16 protein-coding genes are annotated in these 23,380 nt (G+C 70.1%); 13 read left to right on the top strand and 3 right to left on the bottom strand.

The features are described from left to right. Nucleotides 1-29: 29 nt before the first annotated feature. The 11 genes from HUS23_09665 (at nt 30) to HUS23_09615 (ending at nt 18,582) form a co-directional block, all read left to right on the top strand. Entirely contained in the window at nt 30-2,759 is a 2,730-nt protein-coding gene (locus HUS23_09665) for an AMP-binding protein (GenBank protein QKT04064.1), read from the top strand. 123 nt (nt 2,760-2,882) lie between these two features. After that, nucleotides 2,883-4,109 carry an MFS transporter gene (locus HUS23_09660; protein ID QKT05034.1) on the top strand — a complete coding sequence of 409 codons (1,227 nt, stop codon included), beginning with the start codon at nt 2,883-2,885 and terminating at the stop codon, nt 4,107-4,109. A 350-nt stretch (nt 4,110-4,459) separates the two neighbouring features. After that, entirely contained in the window at nt 4,460-8,689 is a 4,230-nt protein-coding gene (locus tag HUS23_09655; protein QKT04063.1) for a PAS domain-containing protein, read from the top strand. A gap of 119 nt (nt 8,690-8,808) precedes the next feature. Then, nucleotides 8,809-9,525, top strand: coding sequence for an SDR family NAD(P)-dependent oxidoreductase (locus HUS23_09650; protein ID QKT04062.1), 717 nt, complete (start codon nt 8,809-8,811; stop codon nt 9,523-9,525). Nucleotides 9,526-9,623: 98 nt separating this feature from the next. Then, the gene (locus HUS23_09645) at nt 9,624-10,745 is read left to right on the top strand and encodes an NAD-dependent epimerase/dehydratase family protein (protein QKT04061.1); all 1,122 of its coding nucleotides are present in this window, start codon (nt 9,624-9,626) and stop codon (nt 10,743-10,745) included. Beyond that, nucleotides 10,742-12,769, top strand: a complete 2,028-nt coding sequence (locus tag HUS23_09640) for a GDP-mannose 4,6-dehydratase (GenBank protein QKT04060.1) — start codon at nt 10,742-10,744, stop codon at nt 12,767-12,769. The genes HUS23_09645 and HUS23_09640 overlap by 4 nt, the downstream gene beginning before the upstream one ends. Next, nucleotides 12,766-14,067: a TIGR04295 family B12-binding domain-containing radical SAM protein gene (locus HUS23_09635; GenBank protein QKT04059.1), complete on the top strand. Its 1,302-nt coding sequence runs from the start codon at nt 12,766-12,768 to the stop codon at nt 14,065-14,067. The genes HUS23_09640 and HUS23_09635 overlap by 4 nt, the downstream gene beginning before the upstream one ends. A 59-nt stretch (nt 14,068-14,126) precedes the next feature. Continuing rightward, complete coding sequence (locus HUS23_09630; GenBank protein QKT05033.1) at nt 14,127-15,239, top strand: glycosyltransferase family 4 protein; 1,113 nt, start codon at nt 14,127-14,129, stop codon at nt 15,237-15,239. Continuing rightward, a complete protein-coding gene (locus tag HUS23_09625; GenBank protein QKT04058.1) occupies nt 15,230-16,342 on the top strand; it encodes a glycosyltransferase in 1,113 nt (370 codons plus the stop codon). Before HUS23_09630 ends, HUS23_09625 begins: the two co-directional genes overlap by 10 nt. Nucleotides 16,343-16,345: 3 nt before the next feature. After that, nucleotides 16,346-17,452 (top strand): glycosyltransferase, encoded by a 1,107-nt coding sequence (locus HUS23_09620; GenBank protein QKT04057.1) that lies wholly within the window; start codon nt 16,346-16,348, stop codon nt 17,450-17,452. Further along, nucleotides 17,449-18,582 carry a glycosyltransferase gene (locus HUS23_09615; GenBank protein ID QKT04056.1) on the top strand — a complete coding sequence of 378 codons (1,134 nt, stop codon included), beginning with the start codon at nt 17,449-17,451 and terminating at the stop codon, nt 18,580-18,582. The genes HUS23_09620 and HUS23_09615 overlap by 4 nt, the downstream gene beginning before the upstream one ends. A gap of 252 nt (nt 18,583-18,834) precedes the next feature. On the opposite strand, the gene HUS23_09610 is transcribed toward HUS23_09615, so the two are convergent. From HUS23_09610 to arfB, 3 genes are all read right to left on the bottom strand, one after another. Further along, the gene (locus HUS23_09610) at nt 18,835-20,148 is read right to left on the bottom strand and encodes a diguanylate cyclase (GenBank protein QKT04055.1); all 1,314 of its coding nucleotides are present in this window, start codon (nt 20,146-20,148) and stop codon (nt 18,835-18,837) included. Between the two features lie 2 nt (nt 20,149-20,150). Next, nucleotides 20,151-21,041, bottom strand: coding sequence for a phosphate/phosphite/phosphonate ABC transporter substrate-binding protein (locus tag HUS23_09605; GenBank protein QKT04054.1), 891 nt, complete (start codon nt 21,039-21,041; stop codon nt 20,151-20,153). 204 nt (nt 21,042-21,245) lie between these two features. After that, on the bottom strand, nt 21,246-21,668 hold the full coding sequence (gene arfB / locus HUS23_09600; GenBank protein QKT04053.1) for an aminoacyl-tRNA hydrolase: 423 nt from the start codon (nt 21,666-21,668) through the stop codon (nt 21,246-21,248). A gap of 228 nt (nt 21,669-21,896) precedes the next feature. On the opposite strand from arfB, the gene msrB reads away from it, so the two are divergent. Together msrB and HUS23_09590 are read left to right on the top strand one after the other, a co-directional pair. Then, nucleotides 21,897-22,301, top strand: a complete 405-nt coding sequence (gene msrB, locus HUS23_09595; GenBank protein QKT04052.1) for a peptide-methionine (R)-S-oxide reductase MsrB — start codon at nt 21,897-21,899, stop codon at nt 22,299-22,301. After that, entirely contained in the window at nt 22,298-23,368 is a 1,071-nt protein-coding gene (locus tag HUS23_09590; protein ID QKT04051.1) for a putative zinc-binding peptidase, read from the top strand. The genes msrB and HUS23_09590 overlap by 4 nt, the downstream gene beginning before the upstream one ends. Nucleotides 23,369-23,380 lie beyond the last annotated feature (12 nt).

The raw sequence follows: 23,380 nt of genomic DNA, 5'->3' as shown, positions 1-23,380 counted from the left end.
GTGCAACCCTATAGACCAAGGAGGGGTCCATGGACAGCGAGGCCTTACCTACGGCGTCCAACAACGCCCGCCGCGCCGCGCAGAAGCCCGCCTCCATCGAGGTGCCCGACACGCTGCAGGCTTTGGTGCGCGGCCTGATGCGCCACGGCGATCGACCGGCGGTGGTCCAAATGAGCCGGGAGGGCAGCGAAGACCTGAGTTTCCGCGCCCTGGCCGAGGAGGCCCGCCGCCTGGGCGCGGGGCTGTGTGCGCGCGGTCTGCAGCCGCAGACCCCCGTGATGCTGTTCGCGCCCAATTCGCCCGCCTGGCTGATCGCCTGCCTGGCGGTGGCCGAGGCGGGGGCGGTGACCATGCCGCTCGACGCGCAGCTCGGCGACGAGGAGCTGGGCGGGGTGCTGGCGGACAGCGGCGTGCAGTGGATCTTCACCACCCGCGCACTCGCCGAGCGCTTGACGGCACTGGATGAGGCGCCACGCGACGCGACGCTGATCCTGCTCGACGGCGAGCCGGAGGATACGCGCTCATGGCGGCACTGGCAGGCGGCAGCGCCGGAGGAGCTGCCGGCGGTGGCGCCGGACGCGCCGGCGGCGCTGTTCTACACCTCGGGCACCACCGGCGCGCCCAAGGGCGTGCCGCTCACCCATGCGAACCTGATGAGCAATCTACGGGCGCTGCTGGCACAGAACCTCGCCTACCCCAGCGACCGGCTGCTCTCACCCCTGCCGCTGCATCATGTCTATCCCTTCGCCATCGGTCTGCTCGCGCCGCTCGCGCTCGGCGCGGCCATGGTGCTGCCCTACTCGCTGACCGGGCCGCAGATCCTGCGCGCCCTGCAGGCCGGCCGGGTGAGCGTCATCGTCGGCGTGCCGCGCTTGTACCAGGCCCTGTTCGACGCCATCGAGGGTCGGCTGCGCGCGGCCAATCCGGTGCTGCTGCGGGTGTTTCGCGCCCTGCTGCGGCTGTCGATCTGGCTGCGCCGTTATCTGGGTATTTCCATCGGCCGGCGCCTGTTCGCCTTCCTACATCGGCGCTTCGCACCGCACTTGCGCATGGTGGCCTCGGGCGGCTCGGCGCTTGACGGCGAGCTCGCCTGGAAGCTCGAGGGACTCGGGTGGCAGGTCGCGAGCGGCTATGGACTGACCGAGACCTCGCCGATCCTCACCTATAACCCGCCCGGCAGCGGCCGCCCCGAGAGCCCCGGCCGGGCCCTGCCCGGGGTGGAGCTGCGCGTGGCGCCCCCGGCAGAGGGCCAGACGCACGGCGAGGTCCAGGCGCGTGGCCCGAACGTGTTCGCCGGTTACCGCAACCGCCCCGACAAGACGCGCGAGGTGTTCACCGACGACGGCTGGTTCCGCACCGGCGATCTCGGTCACGTGGACGCGCAAGGCTACCTGACGCTGGTGGGGCGCGGCTCCGAGATGATCGTGTTGTCGGGCGGCGAGAACATCAACCCCGAACGCGTGGAAGAGCGTCTGGCGGCGCAGCCGGCGGTCCGCGAGGCGGGCGTGCTCGCCCGCGGCGACCGGCTGGTGGCGGTGTTGGTGCCCGACCCCGGCGCCCGCCGCGGGACCTCGGACGAGGAACTCGAGCGCGCGATGCGCGCCGCCGCCGAGGCGGCCGCCCGCGATCTACCCTCCCATCACCGTATCGCGCGCTATGTCATCAGCCACGATGCGCTGCCCCGTACGCGGCTCGGCAAACTGCGTCGCCACCACCTCGAGGCGCTGTATGAGGACATCGAGCGCCACGGCGGGCGTCAGCAGGAGAGCCCCGGTCCGGTGCCGATCGAGAAGCTCGCGCCCGAAGATCAGCAGATCCTCCAGGAGCCGGCCGCGCGCCGCACCTGGGACTGGTTGGCCGAGCGCTTTTCCGAGGTGCGCCTCACGCCCGACGTCAGCCCGCAGTTCGATCTCGGCGTGGACTCCATGGCCTGGCTCAACCTCACCCTGGAGCTGGGCGAGCGCCTGGGCGTCAACCTGGACGACGAGGCGATCGGACGTATCGAGACCGTGCGCGACCTGCTGCGGGAGGTGGTGGAGGCCGGCGAGGGCGCCGGCGGACAGGACCCGGTGGCGGCACTGCGCGACCCCGAGCGGCTGCTGGATGCGCGCCGGCTGGCCCTGCTGCGCCCGCCGGGGCCGCTGCTGCGCCTGCTACGCGCCGTGCTCGCACGCCTCAACCGGCTGGCGCTGCGCGCGCTGTTCCGGTTGCGCGTCGAGGGACTGGAGCGCCTACCGGCGCGGGGCCCGTACATCCTCGCGCCCAACCACCTCAGCTATCTCGACGCCCCGGCACTGGGCGCGGCGCTGGGGCCGCGCCTGGCCGACACCTATTGGGGCGGCTTCGCGGGGCTGATGTTCGGCAACCCCCTCGTGCGCGCATTCAGCCGCGCCGCGCAGGTGCTGCCGGTGGACCCGGCGCACGGTCCCTTGACCAGCCTCGCCTACGCCGCCGCCGCGCTGCGCCGGGGCAAGATCCTGGTGTGGTTTCCCGAAGGCGAACGCTCCACCACCGGCGAGCTGCGGCCCTTCCAGGCCGGCATCGCCCTACTGCTGCAGGCGCAGGAGGTGCCGGTCATTCCCGTGTGGATCGAAGGCGGCTATCAGGCCTGGCCGCGCGGCCGGCGCTGGCCCCGCCTGCACCCCCTGCGCGTCATCATCGGCGCCACCACCCGGCCCGCCGATCTCGGCGCCGGCGCCGCGGAGCACGACGAAGTGGCGCAAGCGCTGCGCGCGCGCGTCGCCGGCCTGGCGCCCTGAGGCGGGCGCCGCGTGGCGCCCCGCACGCCGGCCGCACGGCGCGCCGGCCACCGCCTCACGCGGCGCCGGGTGGTCGCATGGGCGCTGTACGACTGGTCCACCAACGGCTTCGCCGTGGTGGTCATGGCCGGCTTCTTCCCAATCTTTTTCAACGAGTATTGGGGCGCGGACCTCAGCGCCACGGACGGCACCTTTTGGCTGGGGGTCGCCAATTCGGTGAGCGGCGCCCTGGTCATCCTGGTCGCGCCCTTGCTCGGCGCCACCGCCGACCGCGCGGGGCGCAAGAAGACCCTGCTGCTGCTGGCGACGCTGCTCGGCATCGCCATGAGCACCGCGCTGTACTTCGTGCAGCAGGGGCAGTGGGTGCTGGCGGCCGCCATCTATGTGCTGGCGATGCTCGGCTTCTCCGGCAGCAGCGTGTTCTACGACGCGCTGCTGCTCACCGTGGCCCCGCGCGGGCGGGTCGACTTCGTCTCCGCGCTCGGCTTCGCCTACGGCTACCTCGGCGGCGGCCTGCTGTTCGTGCTCGTGGTCCTGATGACGCTGTACCCGGACGCCTTCGGCCTGCCCGATGCACCGACCGCGGTGCGGGTGAGCTTTCTACTGGTGGCGCTGTGGTGGGCGGTGTTCTGCGTGCCGCTATTCATCTGGGTACCCGAACCGGCGACGCCGGATCGGGTGCGGGGGGTCGGCGCGCTGCGCGCCGGCTGGCAGCGGCTGCGCGCGACCTTCGGCGAGGTACGGCGCCTGCGCATGGTGATGCTGTTCCTGATCGCCTACTGGTTCTATATCGACGGGGTGCACTCCATCATCCGCATGGCCACGGATTACGGCTACGGCCTGGGGTTCGGGCGCGAGGACCTGATCCTGGCCCTGCTGCTGGTGCAGTTCATCGCCTTCCCGATGGCGCTGGTGTTCGGCAAACTGGGGCAGCGCCTCGGCGCAAAGACCGGCATCTACATCGCCTTGGGCGTCTACGCCGGAGTCGTGGTGTGGGCCTACTTCATCCAACACGCCTGGGAGTTCTACGTGCTCGCCGCGGCAATCGGCTGCGTGCAAGGCGGCGTACAGGCGCTGTCGCGCTCCTACTACAGCACCCTCATCCCACGGCAGCAGAGCGCCGAGTTTTTCGGCTTCTACAACATCATGGGTAAGTTTGCCGCGGTGCTCGGGCCACTGCTCATCGGCACTGTCGCCGCGATCACCGACAGCCCGCGGCATTCCATCTTGTCGGTGCTGGCGCTGTTCGCCATCGGCGCACTGCTGCTCGCACGCGTCGATCAGCGCCAGGCACGGGCGCTGGCACGCGCATCGGCCAGCGCCCCGCAGGCCGGCAGCGGCCGCCCGTGAAGGCCGACGCCGCCGGCCACTCTCGATGAAACCCGCTCGCCAGTGAAATCCACAGCGGCCGCCACCAAGCTGCATAAGCCGGACGCCGCATCATCGAGGAATCATGAAGCAAAGCGCTTTGCGCTTTGCTTCGTCTGAGGAATCCAGGCGGGTTCACCCCGACCTTGTACTACACGAGATTCATTGGACGCTTGTCGTAAGGGTTTTCCTGTAGACCGAAACTCCGTAAACGCCGCCCGCTTTACGCCCTCTCTCGGGCGCGGTACGCTGGGACGTTCGAGGATTCCTTCCCGGTCGGCGTGAACTGTGGCTACCATGCCAACGCCGCCACCTGGTTGGGGGGAGCTGGCATGGCGACAGGACACGCAGACGCGGCCGACGCGCATTTAGACGCTTGGGACGCGGCATTTTCGAGGGATTGTGCAGACGTCACGGTGACCGCCGGCGCCGCACGGGATACCCCTGGGCTGATCGTGGCCGACGGGGCAGGCCGCATACTGACCATCAGCGCGCAGGTGCGGCAACTGGCGCGGCTGAGCGATGATCCGCTTCACCTACACACGCTCGCGGCCGAGTTGGAACTGCGCCGCCCGGACGACAGCCCGCTTTCCGCCGACGAATGGCCCTTCGCGCGCCTGCTGCGCGGCGAGCAGTTCACCCAGCAGCCTTACCGCATCACGCACCGGCGCAGCGGCATCCGTTACGAGTGCCTGTGCACCGGTCACGCCGTCATCGGGGCCGACGGCGAGCTGTTGTGCGCCGTGCTGGCCTTTTCCGGCCTCACCGCGGTGCTACCCGCCCCCGGAACGGTGCAGGAAGCGCCGGCACCATACCCCTCGACTGCCGCCGCCCAGTTCGTGGTCGACGCCGGATTGCGCCTGCAGCGGGTCAACGCGCGCGTCGCGGCGCTTTCCGGACTCGCGCCGCAGGCACACGCCGGGCGCCGCCTGGACGAGATCGCGCCCGCGCTCGCGCCGTGCCTGGAACCCTACTATCGGCAGGTGCTGACGAGCGGTGAACCGGTGCTCGACACGGAGCTCGAGGTGTCCTGGGAAAGGGAGGGCCTGCCCCGCCGCTGGCTGATGAGTCTCCATCCCTTGTGGGACGCGCACGGGCGCGTGATCGGCATCAACAGCGTCCTGCAGGATGTCAGCGCCGAGCGCCAATCGCGGCGCTATCGGGAGGCGCAGCACGCGATTACCCGACTGCTCGCGCACGCGCACAGCCTGCGCGCCGTCAGCGCCGAGTTGCTGCACATCCTGATGGCGTGCATGGGCGCTCGGTATGCGGTGCTGTGGCGCGTGGAGTCGACCCAGGGCGTGCTGACCCCGGTGGTGGCGGTGCACGAACCCGACGGTGCACTGGACAACTTCGGGCGCATCATGCGCGGCGTGCGCCTGCGCGCCGGGCAGAGTATCGCGGGCCGCGCGTGGGCCACACAGGCGCCGTGCATCGTTCAGGATCTCGGCGAGGACCCGCACTTTCCCTTCGCGGGCGAGACCGCGGTGGCGGGCTTGCACACCGGCGCCGCGTTCCCCATTCAGAGCGAGGCCGAATGCCTGGGCGTGCTGGAGTTCTACCGCCGCCATCCGGTCGAGGTGGACCCGACGCTGCTCGACATGATGGACGAGGCGGGGCGCGAGATCGGCCACTTCATCCTGCGCCGGCGCGCCGAGCAAGCCCTGCGCACCCTGATCGAGAATACGCCCGACATCGTCGCGCGCTTCGACCGCCAGTACCGTCACGTATACGTCAACCGCGCGGTGACCGCCTACACCAAGATCCCCAGCAGCGGCTGCGTCGGCAAGAGCGTGCGCGAGATGGGACTGCCCGGTGACCTCTGCGACGTTTGGGAAGCCGCGCTCGACGAGGTCTTCGCGCGCGGGCGCGAGGTGAACATCGAGTTCGAATATGCCGGCCCTGAAGGGCCGGTTTACTTTCAGTCACGTCTGGTGCCCGAACGCTCCGAGGACGGCGCCATTCACAACGTGCTCGCGGTAACGCGCGACCAAACGAGTCAGCGCAATGTCGAGCGCGAACGCTTGGCCCTGTATCAACGCGAGCAGGCCACACGACGCGAGTTGGAGGAGGCGCTGGCCGCGCTCGCCGAACGGGAGCAGGCGCTGCGCTTTCTGGCCGACGCCAATGTCGAACTGACCTCCTCGCTGGAGTACGAAGCCATCCTCATCAAGGCGGCGGACTTGATGGTACCGCGCGTGGCGGACTGGTGCGCGGTCGACCTGGTCGAGGACGATGAGTTGCACCGTTTGGCCGTGCGCCACATCGATCCCGCCAAAGTGGCGTCGGTGTACGAAATCTCGCGCCGCTATCCGGCCGGCCCGCAGGCCATCGGCGGCGCCGCCGCGGCGCTGCATTCGGGACGCACCCATTGGCAGGCACAGCTCACTGACGAGCTTCTGGCGAGCTATGCACACGACGAGGCGCACCTGCGCGCCTTGCGCGCCCTCGACATCCGCTCCTACATCAGCGTGCCGCTGCGCGCACGCGGCCGGACCCTGGGCGTCCTCACGGTGGTGCGTGCCGGTACCAGTCCGGCATTCGGCGAACAGGACGTGCAGTTCGTGGAAGAGCTCGGGCGGCGCGCCGCGCTGGCGATGGACAACGCCCTGCTCCACCAGGCGGTGCAGCGCGAACTGGCCGACCGTACGCGCGCCGAACACGCACTGCGCGACAGCGAGGAGAATCTCCGCTTCATTCTGGAGGCGGCGCAGGTCGGCACGTGGAACTGGGACATACCCAGCGGACGCCTGGACTGGTCGTGTCAGATCGAATCGATTTACGGTCTGCGGCCGGGCGGGCTCCGCGGCACCCTGGACGAGTTCCTCCAGCACGTGCACCCGGAGGATCGCGCGCCGATGCGTTGGGCGCTCGAGCAGGCGGTCGAGGGGCGCGAGGATTACCTCACCGAGTACCGGTTGATGCCGCGCGAGGGCACGGTGCGCTGGGTGGAGGACAAGGGCCGCGTGTTCTACGACGAGGACGGACGCCCGCTGCGCATGGCCGGTATCTGCACCGACGTGACCGCGCGCAAGCAGGTCGAGCAGGCGCTGCGGCTCAGCGAGGAGCGCTTCCTCACGGCCCTCAAGAGCACCTCGGTGGTGGTTTTCAACCAGGACCGCGAGCTGCGCTACACCTGGCTGCACGACCCCAATGGGCACCTCAGCCGCGGCCGCGTGGTGCTGGGGCGGCGCGATGCCGACATCATGGCGGCCGAAGATGCCGCTCAGATAGAGGCCCTCAAGCGGCGCGTGCTGGACACCGGCGCCAGCCTGCGCCAGGAGATCCGCGTCAGCGAGGAGCGCAGCGACCACTATTACGACCTGACCGTGGAACCGGTTCGTAACGCGCGCGGCGACATCATCGGCATTACCGGCGCCATGGTCGACATTACCCACCACATGCGGCTCGAGGCGACGCTGCGCGAACAGGCCGAGCAGCTCGCGGTGGCCGACAAACGCAAAGACGAGTTTCTTGCCATGCTTGCTCACGAGTTACGCAACCCGCTGGCCCCCATCCAGAACGCGGTGCAACTGCTGCGCATGCGGCGTGAGACCTTGGACGACACCACGCGCTGGGGTCTGGACATCATTGCCCGCCAAGGCGATCACCTCACCCGCCTGGTCGACGACATGCTGGACGTCGCGCGCATCACCCGCGGGCGCATCGCACTGCAAAAGCAGGCGCTAGCGCTGGAGGATCTGGTACAGGGCGCGGTGGAGGCGAGCCGGCCGCTCATCGAGGCTCACGGGCACAGGCTGCAGGTCGATATCTGCGACGGGGAACTGACCGTCGAGGCCGACGCCACACGCATGGTACAAGTGCTGGGCAACCTACTGAACAACGCCGCCAAGTACACCCCGGACGGCGGTTCGATTCGGATACGGGGCGAGCGCGACGGCGAGTGGGCGGTGATCCGGGTGCGCGACACGGGTATCGGCATCGGCGAAGACTTGTTGCCACGTATCTTCGACCTCTTCTCGCAGGGCGAGCGCTCGCTGGATCGCAGCGAGGGCGGGCTCGGCCTCGGTTTGACCCTGGTACGCACCCTGGTGGAGATGCATAACGGCGACGTGACCGCCAGCAGTCCCGGGCTCGGCGCCGGCAGCGAGTTCATGGTCCGCCTGCCGCTGTTCGCTCCGGCGCGGGGCGCGCCGAGCGGCGACGCGGCGCAGCCCGCTACGGCAGACACCCGGCGCGTGCTGGTGGTGGACGACAACGCGGACGTGGGAGAGTCGCTGGTCATGCTCCTGTCGGCCATGGGCCACGAGGTACGGCTTACCACCGACGGCGAACAGGCGCTGGCATGCGCCACCGAGTTTCGCCCGGAAATCGTCTTTCTCGACGTCGGCCTGCCCGGCATGGACGGCTTCGAGGTGGCACGGCGACTGCGGGCGCGCCATCCCGACTGGCCCATGTCGCTGGTCGCCTTCACCGGGTACGGTCAGGAAGAGATGGCGCAGCGCACCCAGAGTGCCGGCTTCGACCACCACGTGCTCAAACCGGCCAGCTTCGACGTGCTCGAGCACCTGGTGCGCACCGCCCCCTCACACCCCCTTTAATTCTCTTTCGCTCAGGCAGTTGGCCCGGCTAACGCCGGCCAGCGCATGCCCCGTAGCAGCAGCAGCAGCTGCTAATGCCCTGTGCTATGGTCAGTAGCAGCGTGTACTGAGGGGGAAGGATGACCCACGGAGGGGACAACGCCCGCCTCGACGGGCAGGTCGCGTTGATTACCGGCGGCGCCTCGGGCATCGGGCGGGCACTGGCGCTGGCGCTACACGGCGCCGGCATGCGCGTGGTGGTGGCCGACGTGCAGACGCCGATCGACCTGCCCCCCGCGATACACCACCGCCGCATCGACGTCACCCACCCGGACCATATCGACACGCTGTACGCGTGGATCCGATCGAACTTCGACACCCCCGCGGTGCTGGCCCCGTGCGCGGGCGCTCATCTGCACGAACGTCTCGCCGAGGGTGACCCGGCCAAATGGGCCGCGCTGTTCGACCTGAACGTGGTCGGGGTGTTGCGCGTCCTGCGCGCCTTCCTGCCCGACATGCTCGCGCGCGCGGAAGGCGACATCGTCCTGATGTCCTCGGTCGCCGCGCGCCACGCCTATCCCTACGGCGCGGTCTACGGCGCCAGCAAGGCCGCGCTGGACATGATCGGCGAGACCCTGCGCCTGGAGGTGCAACCGCAGCTGCGCGTGCTGAGCGTCGCGCCGGGCGTCGTGGACACGCCGTTTTTCGACGCCGGACACGGACCGACACCGGCGACCATCGGATGGGGTGCCTTGGCCGCCGAGGACGTAGCCGACGCGGTGCTGTACGCGCTGACGCGGCCACGGGAGGTGGCGCTCAACCGCTTGGTTCTGAGACCGGCAGCGCAGCCGCTGTAAACGGCGCCTGCCCAGGGAGGCCGGCCAGCGCCTCCCGACCGGAGCCCAGGATGGGCCCCGCCAACACGGACGTTGACTCGCTCACGGAAGGAGCACTGATGGCAACACACGTTCTCATAACAGGGGGCGCCGGTTTTATCGGCTCGCACCTGGCCGACGATCTCCTGGCACGCGGCTACCGCGTGCGCGTACTGGACAACCTCTCGCCGCAAGTCCACGGCGCCGACGCCCACCCCCCGGGCTACTTGAACGACGACGTCGAACTGCAGATCGGCGACGTGCGCGACCCGCAGGCGGTGCGCACGGCGCTGGACGGTGTGGACGCCGTATTTCACCTTGCCGCCCTGGTGGGTGTCGGGCAAAGCATGTACCAGGTGGCCGATTACCTGGACGTCAACACGCGCGGCACGGGCGTGCTGCTCGAGGCGCTCATCGAACGGCCCATCGAACGCCTGGTGGTGGCCTCGAGCATGAGTATCTACGGCGAGGGTCAGTACCTCGACCCGCAAGGCGATCCGGTGCCCGGCGCCGAGCGCCAATTGGACCAACTGCGTGTCGGTCAGTGGGAATTGTCCGCCCCGGACGGCAGCGGCTCACTGCGCCCGATCCCCACGCCGGAGGAGAAACCGCCCGCGCTGTCGTCGGTCTACGCCTTGTCGAAGTACGACCAGGAACGCCTGTGCTTGATGGTGGGCCAGGCCTACGGCATCCCCACGGCGGCCCTGCGGCTGTTCAACGTATTCGGCACACGCCAGGCGCTGTCCAATCCCTATACGGGGGTCCTCGCGATCTTCGCCTCGCGTCTGCAGAACGGCAACCCACCCCTGATCTTCGAAGACGGACGCCAGCAGCGGGATTTCGTGCACGTCTCCGACGTGGTGCAAGCCTTGCGGCTCGCGCTGGAATCTGCGCAGGCACCGGGTCGGGTGTTCAACGTGGGCAGCGGGCAGCACTACACCGTCGCCGAGGTGGCCGAGCGCCTGGCCCGGGTGCTGGGGCGCGAGGACGTGGTGCCCGAGATCACCGGCGAGTTTCGCACGGGTGACATCCGCCACTGCTTTGCCGACATCGCGCGCGCCCGCGACCTGCTCGGCTACAGCCCGCGCAAGTCCTTCGATGAGGGACTGGCGGAACTCGCGCAATGGGTCGAGGGCGAGGTGGCGGTGGACCGCGTGGCGCAGGCCCGCGCGGAGCTCAAGGCGCGGGGGCTGGCCCTATGACGCCGCCCGCACGGCCCGCGCCCGTTCCCACGCTGGGCATCCTCGAGTGGTTCCAACCGGGCGAGCACGAGCGCGTCGAGCAGACCCTGGAGCAGTTGCGCCGTTGGGGCGTCGAGCACCTGCGCACCGGCGTCTCCTGGGCCGACTGTCATACCCGCGAGGGCGAGAAGTGGTATGCGTGGCTGCTGCCGCGCCTCGGCCGTGAGGTGGAGCTGCTGCCCTGTTTCCTCTACACCCCGCCATCGCTCGGCATCGCCCCGCGCACCAGCGCGCCGCCGCGCGATCCCAAGGCCTACGCGGATTTCCTCGACGTGATGATCACCCGCTACGGCCAAGCCTTCGAGTGGGTGGAACTGTGGAACGAGCCCACCAACCTCAGCGAATGGGACTGGGGGCTCGATCCCGGCTGGGAGCGGTTCGCGCACATGGTCGGCGGTGCGGCCTACTGGGCGCAGCAGCGCGGTAAACGCGTCGTGCTCGGCGGCATGTGCCCCGCCGACCCGGAGTGGCTCAACCTGATCGCCGACTACGGCCTGCTGCCTTACGTCGATGCCGTCGGTCTGCATGGCTTCCCCGGTACCTGGCAGTACAGCGGCTGGGAGGGCTGGGCGCCGGCGGTCGAAAGCTTGCAGGCCGTGCTCGCGCGGCGCGCGCCGCACGCGCGCGTGTGGATCACCGAAGCCGGCTACTCCACGTGGCGCCACGATGAGTTCGGTCAACTGCAGGCCTTTCTGCGCGCCTTGGAGGCGCCCGCCGAACGCCTGTACTGGTACGGCGCCTACGACCTGCACGAGAGCCGCCCGACGGTGGACGGCTTTCACACCGACGAGCGCGAGTACCACTTCGGCATCCAGCGCGCCGACGGCCGCCCGAAACTCTTGGCGCGCGTGTGGGCCGACGGGGGACTGCCCTCCGTGCGGCGGGTCGACGCCCTCACCCGACCCGCGGCCAAACGCGCGCGGCGCGCCGACGCGCCGACGCTGATCACCGGCGGGGCGGGGTTCGTGGGCACCAACCTCGCCGCGCTCCTGTGCGAACAGGGCCACCCGGTGCGCATCCTCGACAACCTCTCCCGCGCAGGGGTGGAAGAGAATCTGGCCTGGCTGCGCGAGCGTTATCCCGATTGCGTGGAGGTCGCGGTTGCCGATCTGCGCGATCGCTACGCGGTGCGCGACTGCGTGCAGAGCGTCGGCAGCGTGTTTCACCTTGCCGCCCAGACCGCGGTCACCACCAGCCTGCACGATCCGGTGGACGACTTCGAGGTCAACGCGCGCGGCACGCTCAATCTGCTCGAGGCGTTGCGTGCCCAGCCGACCCCGGTGCCGCTGATATACACCTCGACCAACAAGGTGTACGGCGGCCTGCGCGACCTCGCGCTGGTCGAGGAGGACACCCGCTACCTGCCGGCCGACCCGTCCATACGCGCCCACGGCATCGACGAGCGGTCGCTCGACTTTCACAGCCCCTACGGCTGCTCGAAGGGCGCCGCCGACCAATACGTGATCGATTACGGCCGCACCTACGGCCTGCCCACCGCCGTGCTGCGCATGAGCTGCATGTACGGCCCGCACCAGTTCGGCACCGAAGACCAGGGCTGGGTGGCGCACTTTCTCATCAGCGCCATCAAGGGGACCCCGCTCAACGTGTACGGCGACGGCAAGCAGGTGCGCGACGTGCTGCATGTGCACGACCTGGTACAGGCGCTGCTCGCGGTGCGCGGGCGCATCGACGCGCTGCGCGGGCGGGCGTTCAACATCGGCGGCGGGGCGCGCCACACGCTCAGCCTGCGTGAGCTGATCGAGCTCATCGGTCGCCTGCACGGCCAGCGCCCGCCGGTGACGCACGCCGGATGGCGCCCCGGCGACCAACGCTATTACGCCTCCGATACGCGCGCCCTGGAGACGGCCACGGGCTGGCGGCCGACCATCGCCCCCGCCGCGGGCGTCAAACAACTCTACAACTGGCTGCTGGAGACGCGCTTCGGGGCCGCCGCTCAGCGCGTCGCCAGCGAGGGGATGCTATGAAGATCGCACTCGTCAATCCGAACTGGAGCTTCACGGGCAGCATTTACTTCGGCTGCCAGGAACCCCACCTGCCGCTGGAGTATGGCTACGCCCGCGCCCTGTTGGAGCGCGAGGGCCATGAGGTCGAACTGATCGACGCCCACATGGAAGGACTCACGCGCGACGCGCTGCGCGGGCGCGTCGCCGCTTTCGCGCCGGAGATGACGGTGGTCACCACCGCGCCGAGCTACTTGTTCTGGCGCTGCGCGCCGCCCGAGCTGCGCGTCCCGCAGGAGACGGTGCAGGACCTCGGCGCGCTCGGCGGCACCTGGGTGGCGGTAGGCCCGCACGCCTCCACCACGCCCGGCCCCACGCTCGCGAAGCTCGGCGTGGACGCCGTGGTGCTGGGGGAATGCGAAGAGGTGTTGGCCGAACTCGCGCGCACGCCGCGCGAGCGCTGGCACCAGGTCAACTCCCTGGCCTATTGGCGCGGCGAACGCGTGCATGTGCAAGGCGGACCGGCCGCCGCCAATATGGGCGCACTGCCCGCGCTGCACTGGCCGGCGGCCTACGTGCGCCGGCACGCCCATCACCACCACCGCTTCGACGTGGCGCCGCAGGGTCCGGGCGCGGAACTCGAGGCCTCGCGCGGCTGCCCCTACAGCTGCACCTTCTGCGCCAAGGACAACTACCGCGACCGCTACCGGCGCCGCCCGCTGGCGGTGGTGCTGGAGGAACTGGACGGCCTCATCGCCCAGGGCGTCGAGTACGTGTACTTCGTGGACGAGATCTTCCTGCCCAACCGCGAACTGCTGCAGGCGCTGGTCCGGCGCCCCGTGACGTTCGGCGTGCAGACGCGCATCGATCTGTGGGGCCTGGACATGCTGGACCTGCTGGGCGAGGCGGGCTGTGTGTCCATCGAAGCGGGCGTGGAGAGCATCTCGAGCGCCGGGCGCGACCTGCTCGCCAAGCGCTGCAAGCTGGACACCGCGGACCTCACCCGTCGCCTGGTGCACGCCAAGTGCAGCGTGCCGTTCGTGCAGGCCACCCTGATGGAGAGCGGCGTGGATGACCCGCAGGCGGTACAGGCCTGGCGCGAGGAACTCCAGCAGGCGGGCGTGTGGGCCAACGAGCCGGTGCCGCTGTTCCCTTACCCGGGCTCGCCGGATTACCGACGGCTGTGGGGCGCGCCCGACGAACGGGCCTGGGAGCGGGCGGTGGACCATTACCTCGGCCTGTTCGACCACTTCAGCGACATCCAGGAGCAGCGCCCGCGTCCCCTGACCGAACTCGAGGCACGCCCCGCGCGTCACCGCTAGCCATGCACATGCACGCCTTCGACCGCCGCCCGCCGCATCCGCGCCCGCGCCGCGTATTGATGACCACCGACGCCGTCGGCGGCGTGTGGACCTACGCACTGGAGCTCGGCGCGCTGTTGGGCGAGGCGGGCGTGGCGGTGGAACTGGCGGCCATGGGACCGGCCCCGAGCGCCGAGCAGCGCGAGGCGGCGGGACGCATCCCCGGGCTGCGGCTGCACCATCGGCCGTATCGGCTGGAGTGGATGGAGGCGCCCTGGGAGGACGTGGCGCAGGCGGGCGGTTGGCTGCGCGGGCTGGCCGAGGCGCACGACGTCGACCTCGTGCACCTGAACGGCTATGCGCACGGGGCGCTCGATTGGGGGCGGCCCGCCGTCGTGGTGGCGCACTCCTGCGTGCTGTCCTGGTGGCAGGCGGTGAAGGGCGAGAGCGCGCCGGCGGAGTGGACGCGCTACCGCGCCAAGGTCAGCGCCGGGCTGCGCGGCGCGCAGGCGGTGGTCGCCCCCACTGCGGCGATGCTCGACGCATTGGAGCGCTACTACGGCGCCTTCGAGCGCCGCCGCCGGTTGCGGCCGGGCCATGCCCCGCGCACCCGGCGCGTGATCCACAACGGGCGCGACGCCCGACTGTTCCACCCCCGCCCCAAGCGGCCCTACGTGATGGCGGCCGGGCGGCTGTGGGACGAGGCCAAGAACATCGCCGCGCTGGCGCAGGTGGCGCCCAGCCTGCCCTGGCCGGTCTACGTCGCCGGTGACACCGAATCGCCCGACGGCGGCACGGCACCCTGCGCACACCTGCGCACGCTCGGCGCGCTACCGCCCGTCATGCTCGCGCGCTGGCTGGGCGAGGCCGGCATCTATGCCCTGCCCGCCCGCTACGAGCCGTTCGGGCTGTCCGCCCTGGAGGCGGCGCTGTCGGGCTGCCCGCTGGTGCTGGGCGACATCCCCAGCCTGCGCGAGCTGTGGTCAGGCGCAGCGCATTTCGTGCCGCCCGACGACCCCGCCGCCTTGGCCTACACGCTGACCGCCTTGATGAACGATCCGGCCGCCCGCGTGACGATGGCGCGCGCCGCGCTGGTGCGCGCCCAACGCTACAGCCGCGCCGCCATGGGCGCCGGCTACCTACGGCTTTACGCCGACCTGATCACCACGGAAAGGAAACAGGCATGCGGATAGTGTTCTTCTACCACTCGCTGGTCTCCGACTGGAACCACGGCAACGCGCACTTTCTGCGCGGCGTCGCCGGCGAACTGCTCGCGCGCGGGCACGACGTGCGCATCTACGAACCGGCCGACGCCTGGAGCGTGCGCTGCCTGCTGAAGGAGCATCCCGCGGCGCTGGACGACTTCCAGGCCGCCTATCCACGGCTGCGCAGCCTGCGCTACGATCCGGCGACGCTGGACCTGGACGTCGCGCTCGACGGCGCCGACCTGGTGCTGGTGCACGAGTGGAACGAACATGACTTGGTGGCGCGCATCGGCCGCCACCGCGCGCGCACCCGCCGCTACCGGCTGTTGTTCCACGATACCCACCACCGCGCGGTGACCGACCGGCGCGCGATGGATGCCTACGACCTGCGCGACTACGACGGCGTGCTCGCCTTCGGCCAGGTGCTGCGTGATCTCTACCAGGACGCCGGCTGGACGCAGCACGCCTGGGTGTGGCACGAGGCGGCGGATACGCGCCTGTTCAAGCCGATGCCGGATGTGGACAAGCTCGGCGACGTGGTGTGGATCGGCAACTGGGGCGATGAGGAGCGCAGCGCCGAGCTCGCCGAGTATCTGCTCACGCCGATCTGGGCCCTGCGCCTGCGCGCCACGGTGTACGGGGTACGCTACCCCGAGCGCGCGCGCCTCGCGCTCAGCGCAGCCAGCATCGCCTACCGTGGCTGGCTGCCCAACTACTGCGCCCCCGAGGTGTTCGCGCGCTACCGCGCCACCGTCCACGTACCGCGGCGGCCGTACGCGCGTGTCCTGCCGGGCATTCCCACCATCCGGCCGTTCGAGGCGATGGCCTGTGGCATCCCGCTGGTCAGCGCGCCGTGGGAGGACAGCGAGGGGCTGTTCAGGGCCGGCGAGGATTACCTCGTCGCCGGCAACGGCAACCAGATGCAGGCCCATCTCGCCAACTTGATGGCCGACGCGGACCTGCGCCACAGCCTGGCCGCCAATGGTCTCGCGACCATCCGCGCGCGCCACACCTGCGCGCACCGGGTGGACGAACTGCTGGCCATCCACGCCGAACTGATCGGCAAGGCGCGACGGCGCGCGAGTGCTTAAGCCATGCGCATCGCCTTCTTCGGCTCCAGCCTGGTATCGGCGTATTGGAACGGTGCCGCCACCTATTACCGCGGCATGCTGCGCGCGCTCGCCGCGCGCGGCCACGCCATCACCTTCTACGAGCCCGACGCCTTCGAGCGCCAGCAGCACCGCGACATGCCCGACCCGGATTGGGCGCGCGTGGTGGTCTATGCCGCCGAGGGGACGGCCGAGGTGGACAGTGCCCTGCAAGAGGCCTCGACCGCCGACCTGATCGTCAAGGCGAGCGGCGTCGGCGTGTTCGATGCCTACCTCGAACGCGCGGTGTTGGCGCTGCGCCATGAGCGCTGCCTGGTCGCGTTCTGGGACGTGGACGCCCCCGCCACGCTGGACTCGATCCATGCCGACCCGGACAACCCGTTCCGCGCCCTGATTCCGCGCTACGATCTGGTGCTGACCTATGGCGGCGGCCGTCCCGTGAGCGCGGCGTACGAGGCCCTCGGGGCGCGCAGCTGCACGCCGATCTACAACGCGCTGGACCCGAGCACTCATTACCCAGTGGCTCCCGATCTGCGCTACACCGCCGACCTCGGCTTCCTCGGCAACCGACTACCCGATCGCGAGGCGCGTGTGGAGGACTTCTTCCTCGCCTGCGCCACGCGCCTCCCGCACAAGCGCTTTCTGCTCGGCGGCAGCGGCTGGGAGGACAAAGCGCGGCCGGACAACGTGCGCTACCTCGGCCACGTCTATACGCGCGACCACAATGCCTTCAACTGCACCCCGCGCGCGGTACTGAACATCAGCCGCGAGAGCATGGCGCGTTACGGCTACTCACCCGCCACCCGGGTGTTCGAGGCGGCGGGCGCGGGCGCCTGCCTGATCACCGACCACTGGGAGGGCATCGAGTATTTCTTCGAGCCCGGCCGCGAGGTGCTGGTGGCGCGCAGCGGGCTCGAGGTGGCCGAACACCTCGACGCGCTGGACGCGCGCCGCGCCCGCGCACTCGGCCAGGCCGCCCTGCGCCGGGTGCTGGCCGAGCACACCTACGCCCACCGCGCGGCGCAACTCGAGCTGCTACTCGACGGCCGCTCGGCGGCGGGCGTTAGCGGGACCGCGGTGGGCGGCGCATGAGCGGTGCACTGAACTGGGTCATCCTGGGCCTGTCGATCACCTCCTCCTGGGGCAACGGGCACGCCACCACCTACCGTGGCCTGGTGCGCGAGCTGTGCGCCCAAGGGCACCGCGTGCTGTTCCTGGAGCGCGACATGCCCTGGTATGCCGCGCAGCGCGACCTGCCGGCGCCACCCTACGGGCAGACGCGGCTGTACGACAGCCTCGAGGAGCTCAAGGACCGCTACGCCGATGCGGTACGCGACGCCGACGTGGTGGTGGTCGGCTCCTACGTACCGGACGGCATTGAGGTGGGACGCTGGGCGCAGCGCGAGGCGCGCGGGCTGGTGGCGTTCTACGACATCGATACACCGGTCACGCTGGCGGCCCTGAAGCGCGGCGCCTGCGAGTATCTCTCTCCGGCGCTGATCCCGGGCTACGGGATCTACCTGTCGTTCACCGGCGGCCCGACGCTCACGCACCTGGAACGGCACTACCGCGCGCCGCGCGCGCGCGCCTTGTACTGCTCGGTGGACGCCGAGGCCTACACGCCACAGGCGCTGCCGCTGCGCTGGGACCTCGGCTACATGGGCACCTACAGCGCCGACCGGCAACCGCCGCTGGAGCGCCTGCTGCTCACGCCGGCGCGCGCCGATACGGCGCTACGCATGATCGTCGCCGGCCCTCTCTACCCGGCCGACATCGCCTGGCCGGCCAACGTGGCGCGTACCGAGCACCTGCCGCCGGCCGAGCACCCGGCGTTCTATAACGCGCAGCGCTACACGCTCAACATCACCCGCGCGGACATGGTCCGCCTGGGCTATGCACCCAGCGTGCGCCTGTTCGAGGCGGCCGCCTGCGCCACGCCGATCATCAGCGACTGGTGGGCCGGGCTCGACACGCTGTTCACGCCGGGGCGCGAGATCCTGGTGGCGCGCGAGTCGGGCGAGGTGCGCGACTACCTGCGGCGAATCGCGGACGACGAGCGGCAGCGCATCGGTGAGGCCGCTCGCCGCCGCGTGCTGGCCGAACACACGGCCGCGCACCGCGCGGCGCAGCTCGCCGACTACGCGCGCGAGGCCTTGGGCGAGGCGGCGCCCACCGCCAGGAGCAACAATGCCTTCTCGGCCGGCGCCGGGGGACCGACGTAATAAGCCTGTGCCGCGTGGCGGCCCACGGCCCGTAGCGGCTCCCACTCCCGCACTCGTTCCACAGCCTTGGCGACCGTCACCAGGCCGGCCTGGTGAGCCTCCTGAACCAGGGCGCGCCACTGCATCGCTTGCAGCGCGCGCACATCGTCCCAACACCACACGCACGCCCAGGACATCGAGCGTCTCCAGGTGTCGATCACCCCCGCGCGGCTGATAGCGCAACGTCCACTGCCCCTCGCTCAGAGCCCGCCGCTAGGCCTGCGCCTCGTCGTCGTCCACCGGCGCCGGCAATGGCCGGTACAGGGCAAACCCGGTGCCGGCGAACTTCGCCTGATACATTGCCGTATCGGCATGACGCAGCAGGAGCTCCGGCTCGTGCCCGTGATCGGGATACAGCGCCATGCCGACGCTACCGCCGGGCAGCAGATCCCGTTCGGCGACGTGCAACGGCGCCGACAGCGCCGCCAGCAGGCGGCTGCCGGCGGTGCGCGCACCCTCCGCGTCGACCACCGCGGGGAGAATCAGCGCGAACTCGTCGCCGCCGAGGCGCGCCACGGTGTCGCCGTCGCGCAGCACGGCGCTCAGACGCCGCGCGATCGCCTGCAGCACGCGGTCCCCCACCGCGTGCCCCTCGGCGTCATTGATCTGCTTGAAGCGGTTCAGATCGAGCAGCGCGACGGCGAAACGGCTCTCGTTGCGTTCGGCGGCGGCCAGTTGGGTGTGCAGCCGATCGTGAAACAGGCTGCGGTTGGGCAGACCGGTGAGGCCGTCGTGCAAGGCGCGGTGATGCAGCTGGCGATTGAGTTCGGCCAGTTCCTCGGTGCGCGCCCGCACGCGCTCTTCCAGCTGTTCGTTGAGCGCCCGCAGGGCCTCCTCGGCGCGGGCCCGCTGCTCGCCCGCCTCTTGCAGGCGCGCGGCCATGGCGTTGAAAGCCGACGCCGTCTGAGCGAGTTCGTCGCGGCCCTGCACCGGGATCCGCGAAGTGAAATCGCCCTCGGCCACACGCTGCGAAGCGCTGCGCAGGGCGCCGAGCTGGCGCGTGAGGTAGGTACCCAGTACCAGCGAGAAAAAAGCCACCAGCACCATCTCGACACCGGCAATGGAGAGCGCGTGGTTGCGGGCATCGCGCAGCACGGCCTGGATCGGCGCCACCGTCAGGCCGAGCTCGACGCGACCATAGGTTTCGCCGTCGGCGGCCAACTCGGCGTGCACGTCGTACACTCCGTCGTCCGCATCGCGTACCGAGCGGTTGGCCGCGCGGGCCTGTGCCAACGCCCGCGGATCCCCGCCCTCGGCCAACACACGCCCGGCCCCAAGCACCCGCGCGTACACCACACCGGGATTGGTGAGCACCTCCTCGACCAGCGTATCCAGCAGCGCCACGTCGGTGACCAGCACCGCGTCCTTGGCCGTGGTCGCGAACAGCTGCGCGGTGGTCTCGGCGCGCGTCAGGAACTGCTGCTCGTTGGACACCCGTAGGTAATTGAGGCTGACGACAATCAGCACAAGCAAGAGCGCCGCTTCGATCAGCGCGATGCCGAGCACCGTCTTGAGCCGGAAGGACACCCTTACTTCCCCAACTTGCGCGGCAACGCGAGATCGAGCGCACGCACGTCGTCGTAGTCAGCGTCTTCGGCGGGTTCAAAGTGCTGAAAGCCGAGTGTTTTCAAGATTGCGCGTCCCCCCGGGTCGCTGCCCATCTGCAGCAATGCCGCCCGCAGCGCGTCCACTGCCTCGGCCTCGACGCGGGGATGCACCACCACCGGATGGGGCGTAAGGGGCGGCGAACTCCACAGCACGCGCAGGCGCCCACTGACCTCAGGATCCAAGGCCTCGTAGGTGCGCCGTATCCCACCGCCGGCCGGGAACAGACCGCGCGCCACCGCGCGGTAGACCGAATCGTGCGAGCCGACGAACTGCGCCTCGTGCGGGATGCCGAGTCGCGCGAGGTAGGCCCGCGGCACCAGCGTGGCGGCCACGGCGCCCGGGCCCGGGAACGCGATGGTCGTACCGCGCAAGTCCTTCAGATCGCGTATCGCGGCCTCGGCCTGCACCACCACGATACCCTGCAGCGGCACGTTCTCCCGCGCCAAAGGAAGATAGCCGGTGGTCGCGTTGAATACGATGTAGTGGTAAGGGTTCAGATAGGCGAGATCGTATTCGCCCTGTAGCAGGCGCTGTTCGAAGGTGGGGATGTCGCGCGCCGTCTGGAACTGCAGCGGGTAGCCGGTTTGCGCCTCGAGGTAGCGAAGCAGCGGCATCCAATTGCGCACCGACTGCCGCGGGACCTGCTGCGGCACCACGCCGAAACGCAGCGGCGCGGTGTGCGTTTCCGCTTGGCCGTAGACGGGGAACGGAGACAGCAGCAGAAGACAAAGCGCTAGGGCGCAGGCGGCACCTAGCGCGTGACCGGCCTGCAGCCCCCGCCGCGCTCCTGTCGACTCCCTCCACCTTTCCATAGGCGTGCCCCTATCAGGCGGCGCCGAAGCCCCACCGGGGCCTCGTTCGCATGCGCGGGTCCGCCTTCTCCGGCAGACACCAACGCCTGAAACCCGGCGCGGGCCTTCTAGGCTAGGCCGCACCCGCTACAGACGCCCTTTCTTGAAGCAGGCACCTAGCCTAAGCTGCTGACGCCGTGAAAATCAATGGGTGCGGGACGCGCCCTAGTCATGCGTCCCAGGCGAGCTCCGCGCCCGTTTGCGCTCGCTGCGCCGACGCTTGTCGGCCAGGCGGCGCTCGCGCTGCGCGCGCGACGGGCGGGTGGCCTTGCGCCGGGTGGGCGCCGTGGCGGCCTGCTGAATCAGCGCGATGAGCCGCTGCACGGCTTCATCGCGGTTGCGCGCCTGGCTGCGGTGGGTGCGGGCGGTGATGACGATCACCCCGTCGGCACTCATGCGCCGGCCCGCCACGCTGCGCAGGCGCGCGCGGACGGGTTCCGGCAGGGACGGACTGTGCGCGGCATCGAAGCGCAGCTGCACCGCGCTCGCCACCTTGTTCACGTTCTGGCCGCCGGGCCCGGCACTGCGGATGAAATGGAACTCGAGTTCCTCGGGCGGCAGGGCGATCTGGTGGTTGATGGAAATCATGGCAATCCTTCTGGCGCGGGCTTCGGCAATAATAAGGGAGCGCTGATCAATTTGGCGCTCCCCACGGCACAGGATGTGCCGCCGTTGGCGGGGGCCCTAATGCATGGATGACGTCGCGACGCGAGAACCACGCTTTTCGCTGCGCGTGGCCTGAGGGATCCACGGTGGATCGATTCAGGCCTTTAATAGACATTCGGTTCACGATCCGGCCGAGCATCGGGAGGCGACATGACCGACAAGATACGCAGGAGCGAGGCCGAGTGGCGCGCGGCGTTGACCGAGGAGCAGTACCACGTCACGCGCGAGGCGGGCACCGAACGCCCGTACACCGGCAAGTACTACCAGCACAAGGAGCCCGGCACCTACCGCTGCGTGGCCTGCGGGGCCGCGCTGTTCAGCGCCGAGCACAAGTACGATTCGGGCAGCGGCTGGCCCAGCTACTGGGCGCCGGTGCGGGACGATGCGGTGGAGACGCACGAGGACCGCAGCCTCGGCATGGCCCGCACGGAGGTGCGCTGCGCCCGCTGCGACGCCCATTTGGGCCACGTCTTCCCGGACGGCCCGCCGCCCACCGGGCTGCGCTACTGCATCAACTCGGCCGCGCTCGAGTTCGAACCCGCCAAGCGCGCATGAAGAACTTCCGCTGCCGCTGCGGCAATACGGTGTACTTCGAGAACACCCTGTGCCTGGCCTGCGGCGCGACCCTCGGCTATCTGCCCGAGCTCGGGGAACTGGTGGCGCTGGACGAGGAGGCGCCGGGCACGTGGCGCGCGCCCACGCCGAACGGGCCGCAGCACTACCGCAAGTGCATCAACTATGCGCGCGAGCACGTGTGCAACTGGATGGTGGCGGCGGACGACCCGCAGCCCCTGTGTCGCTCCTGCCGCCTGAGCCAGGTGATCCCCAACCTCTCCGCCGCACCCAACCGCGAGCGCTGGTACCGCATCGAGGCGGCCAAGCGTCGGCTGCTGCATACCCTGCATGCGTTGCGCCTGCCGGTGGTGGGACGGGATGAGGATCCCGCCACCGGGCTGTCGTTTCAGTTTCTCGAGGACCGCAGCGGCGCGGAGTTCTCCGACGAGGTGGGCGAGCAGCCGGTGCTGACCGGGCATGCGAACGGGGTCATCACCCTCAACCTGGCGGAGGCCGATCCGAGCAGCCGTGAGGCCATGCGCGAGCAGATGAACGAGCGCTACCGCACGCTGATCGGCCACTTTCGCCACGAGATCGGCCATTACTATTGGCAGCGCCTGGTGTGGAACACGTCCTGGCTCGCCCCCTACCGGGCCCTGTTCGGCGACGAGCGCGCGCCGTACCAGGAGGCGCTGCGACGCCATTATGAGCAGGGGCCGCCGGTGGACTGGGCCGAGCGCTACATCAGCGCCTATGCCTCCGCCCACCCGTGGGAGGACTGGGCCGAGACCTGGGCCCACTACCTGCACATCGTCGACGGCCTGGACACCGCGTTCCACTGCGGCTTCGCGCTGCACGGCGAGCCGGTGCCGCCGCCGCCCACGCCGGATACGCCCGCCCAGGACGACTTCGACGTGCTGCTTGCGCGCTGGGAACAGCTGGCCGCCGCGCTCAACGCCTTGAACCGCAGCATGGGGCTGGAAGACGCCTACCCCTTCGCGCTGACCGGGCCGGTCAAGACCAAGTTGCGCTTCGTGCACGAGCTGATCAGCGCCACCGCATCCTGACGCGCGCCCCAA

The sequence above is a fragment of the Ectothiorhodospiraceae bacterium 2226 genome, assembly GCA_013348725.1.
GTDB lineage: Bacteria > Pseudomonadota > Gammaproteobacteria.
Note: the sequence above shows the minus strand (reverse complement) of the source record. Positions and strands in the feature narration are given on the sequence as shown.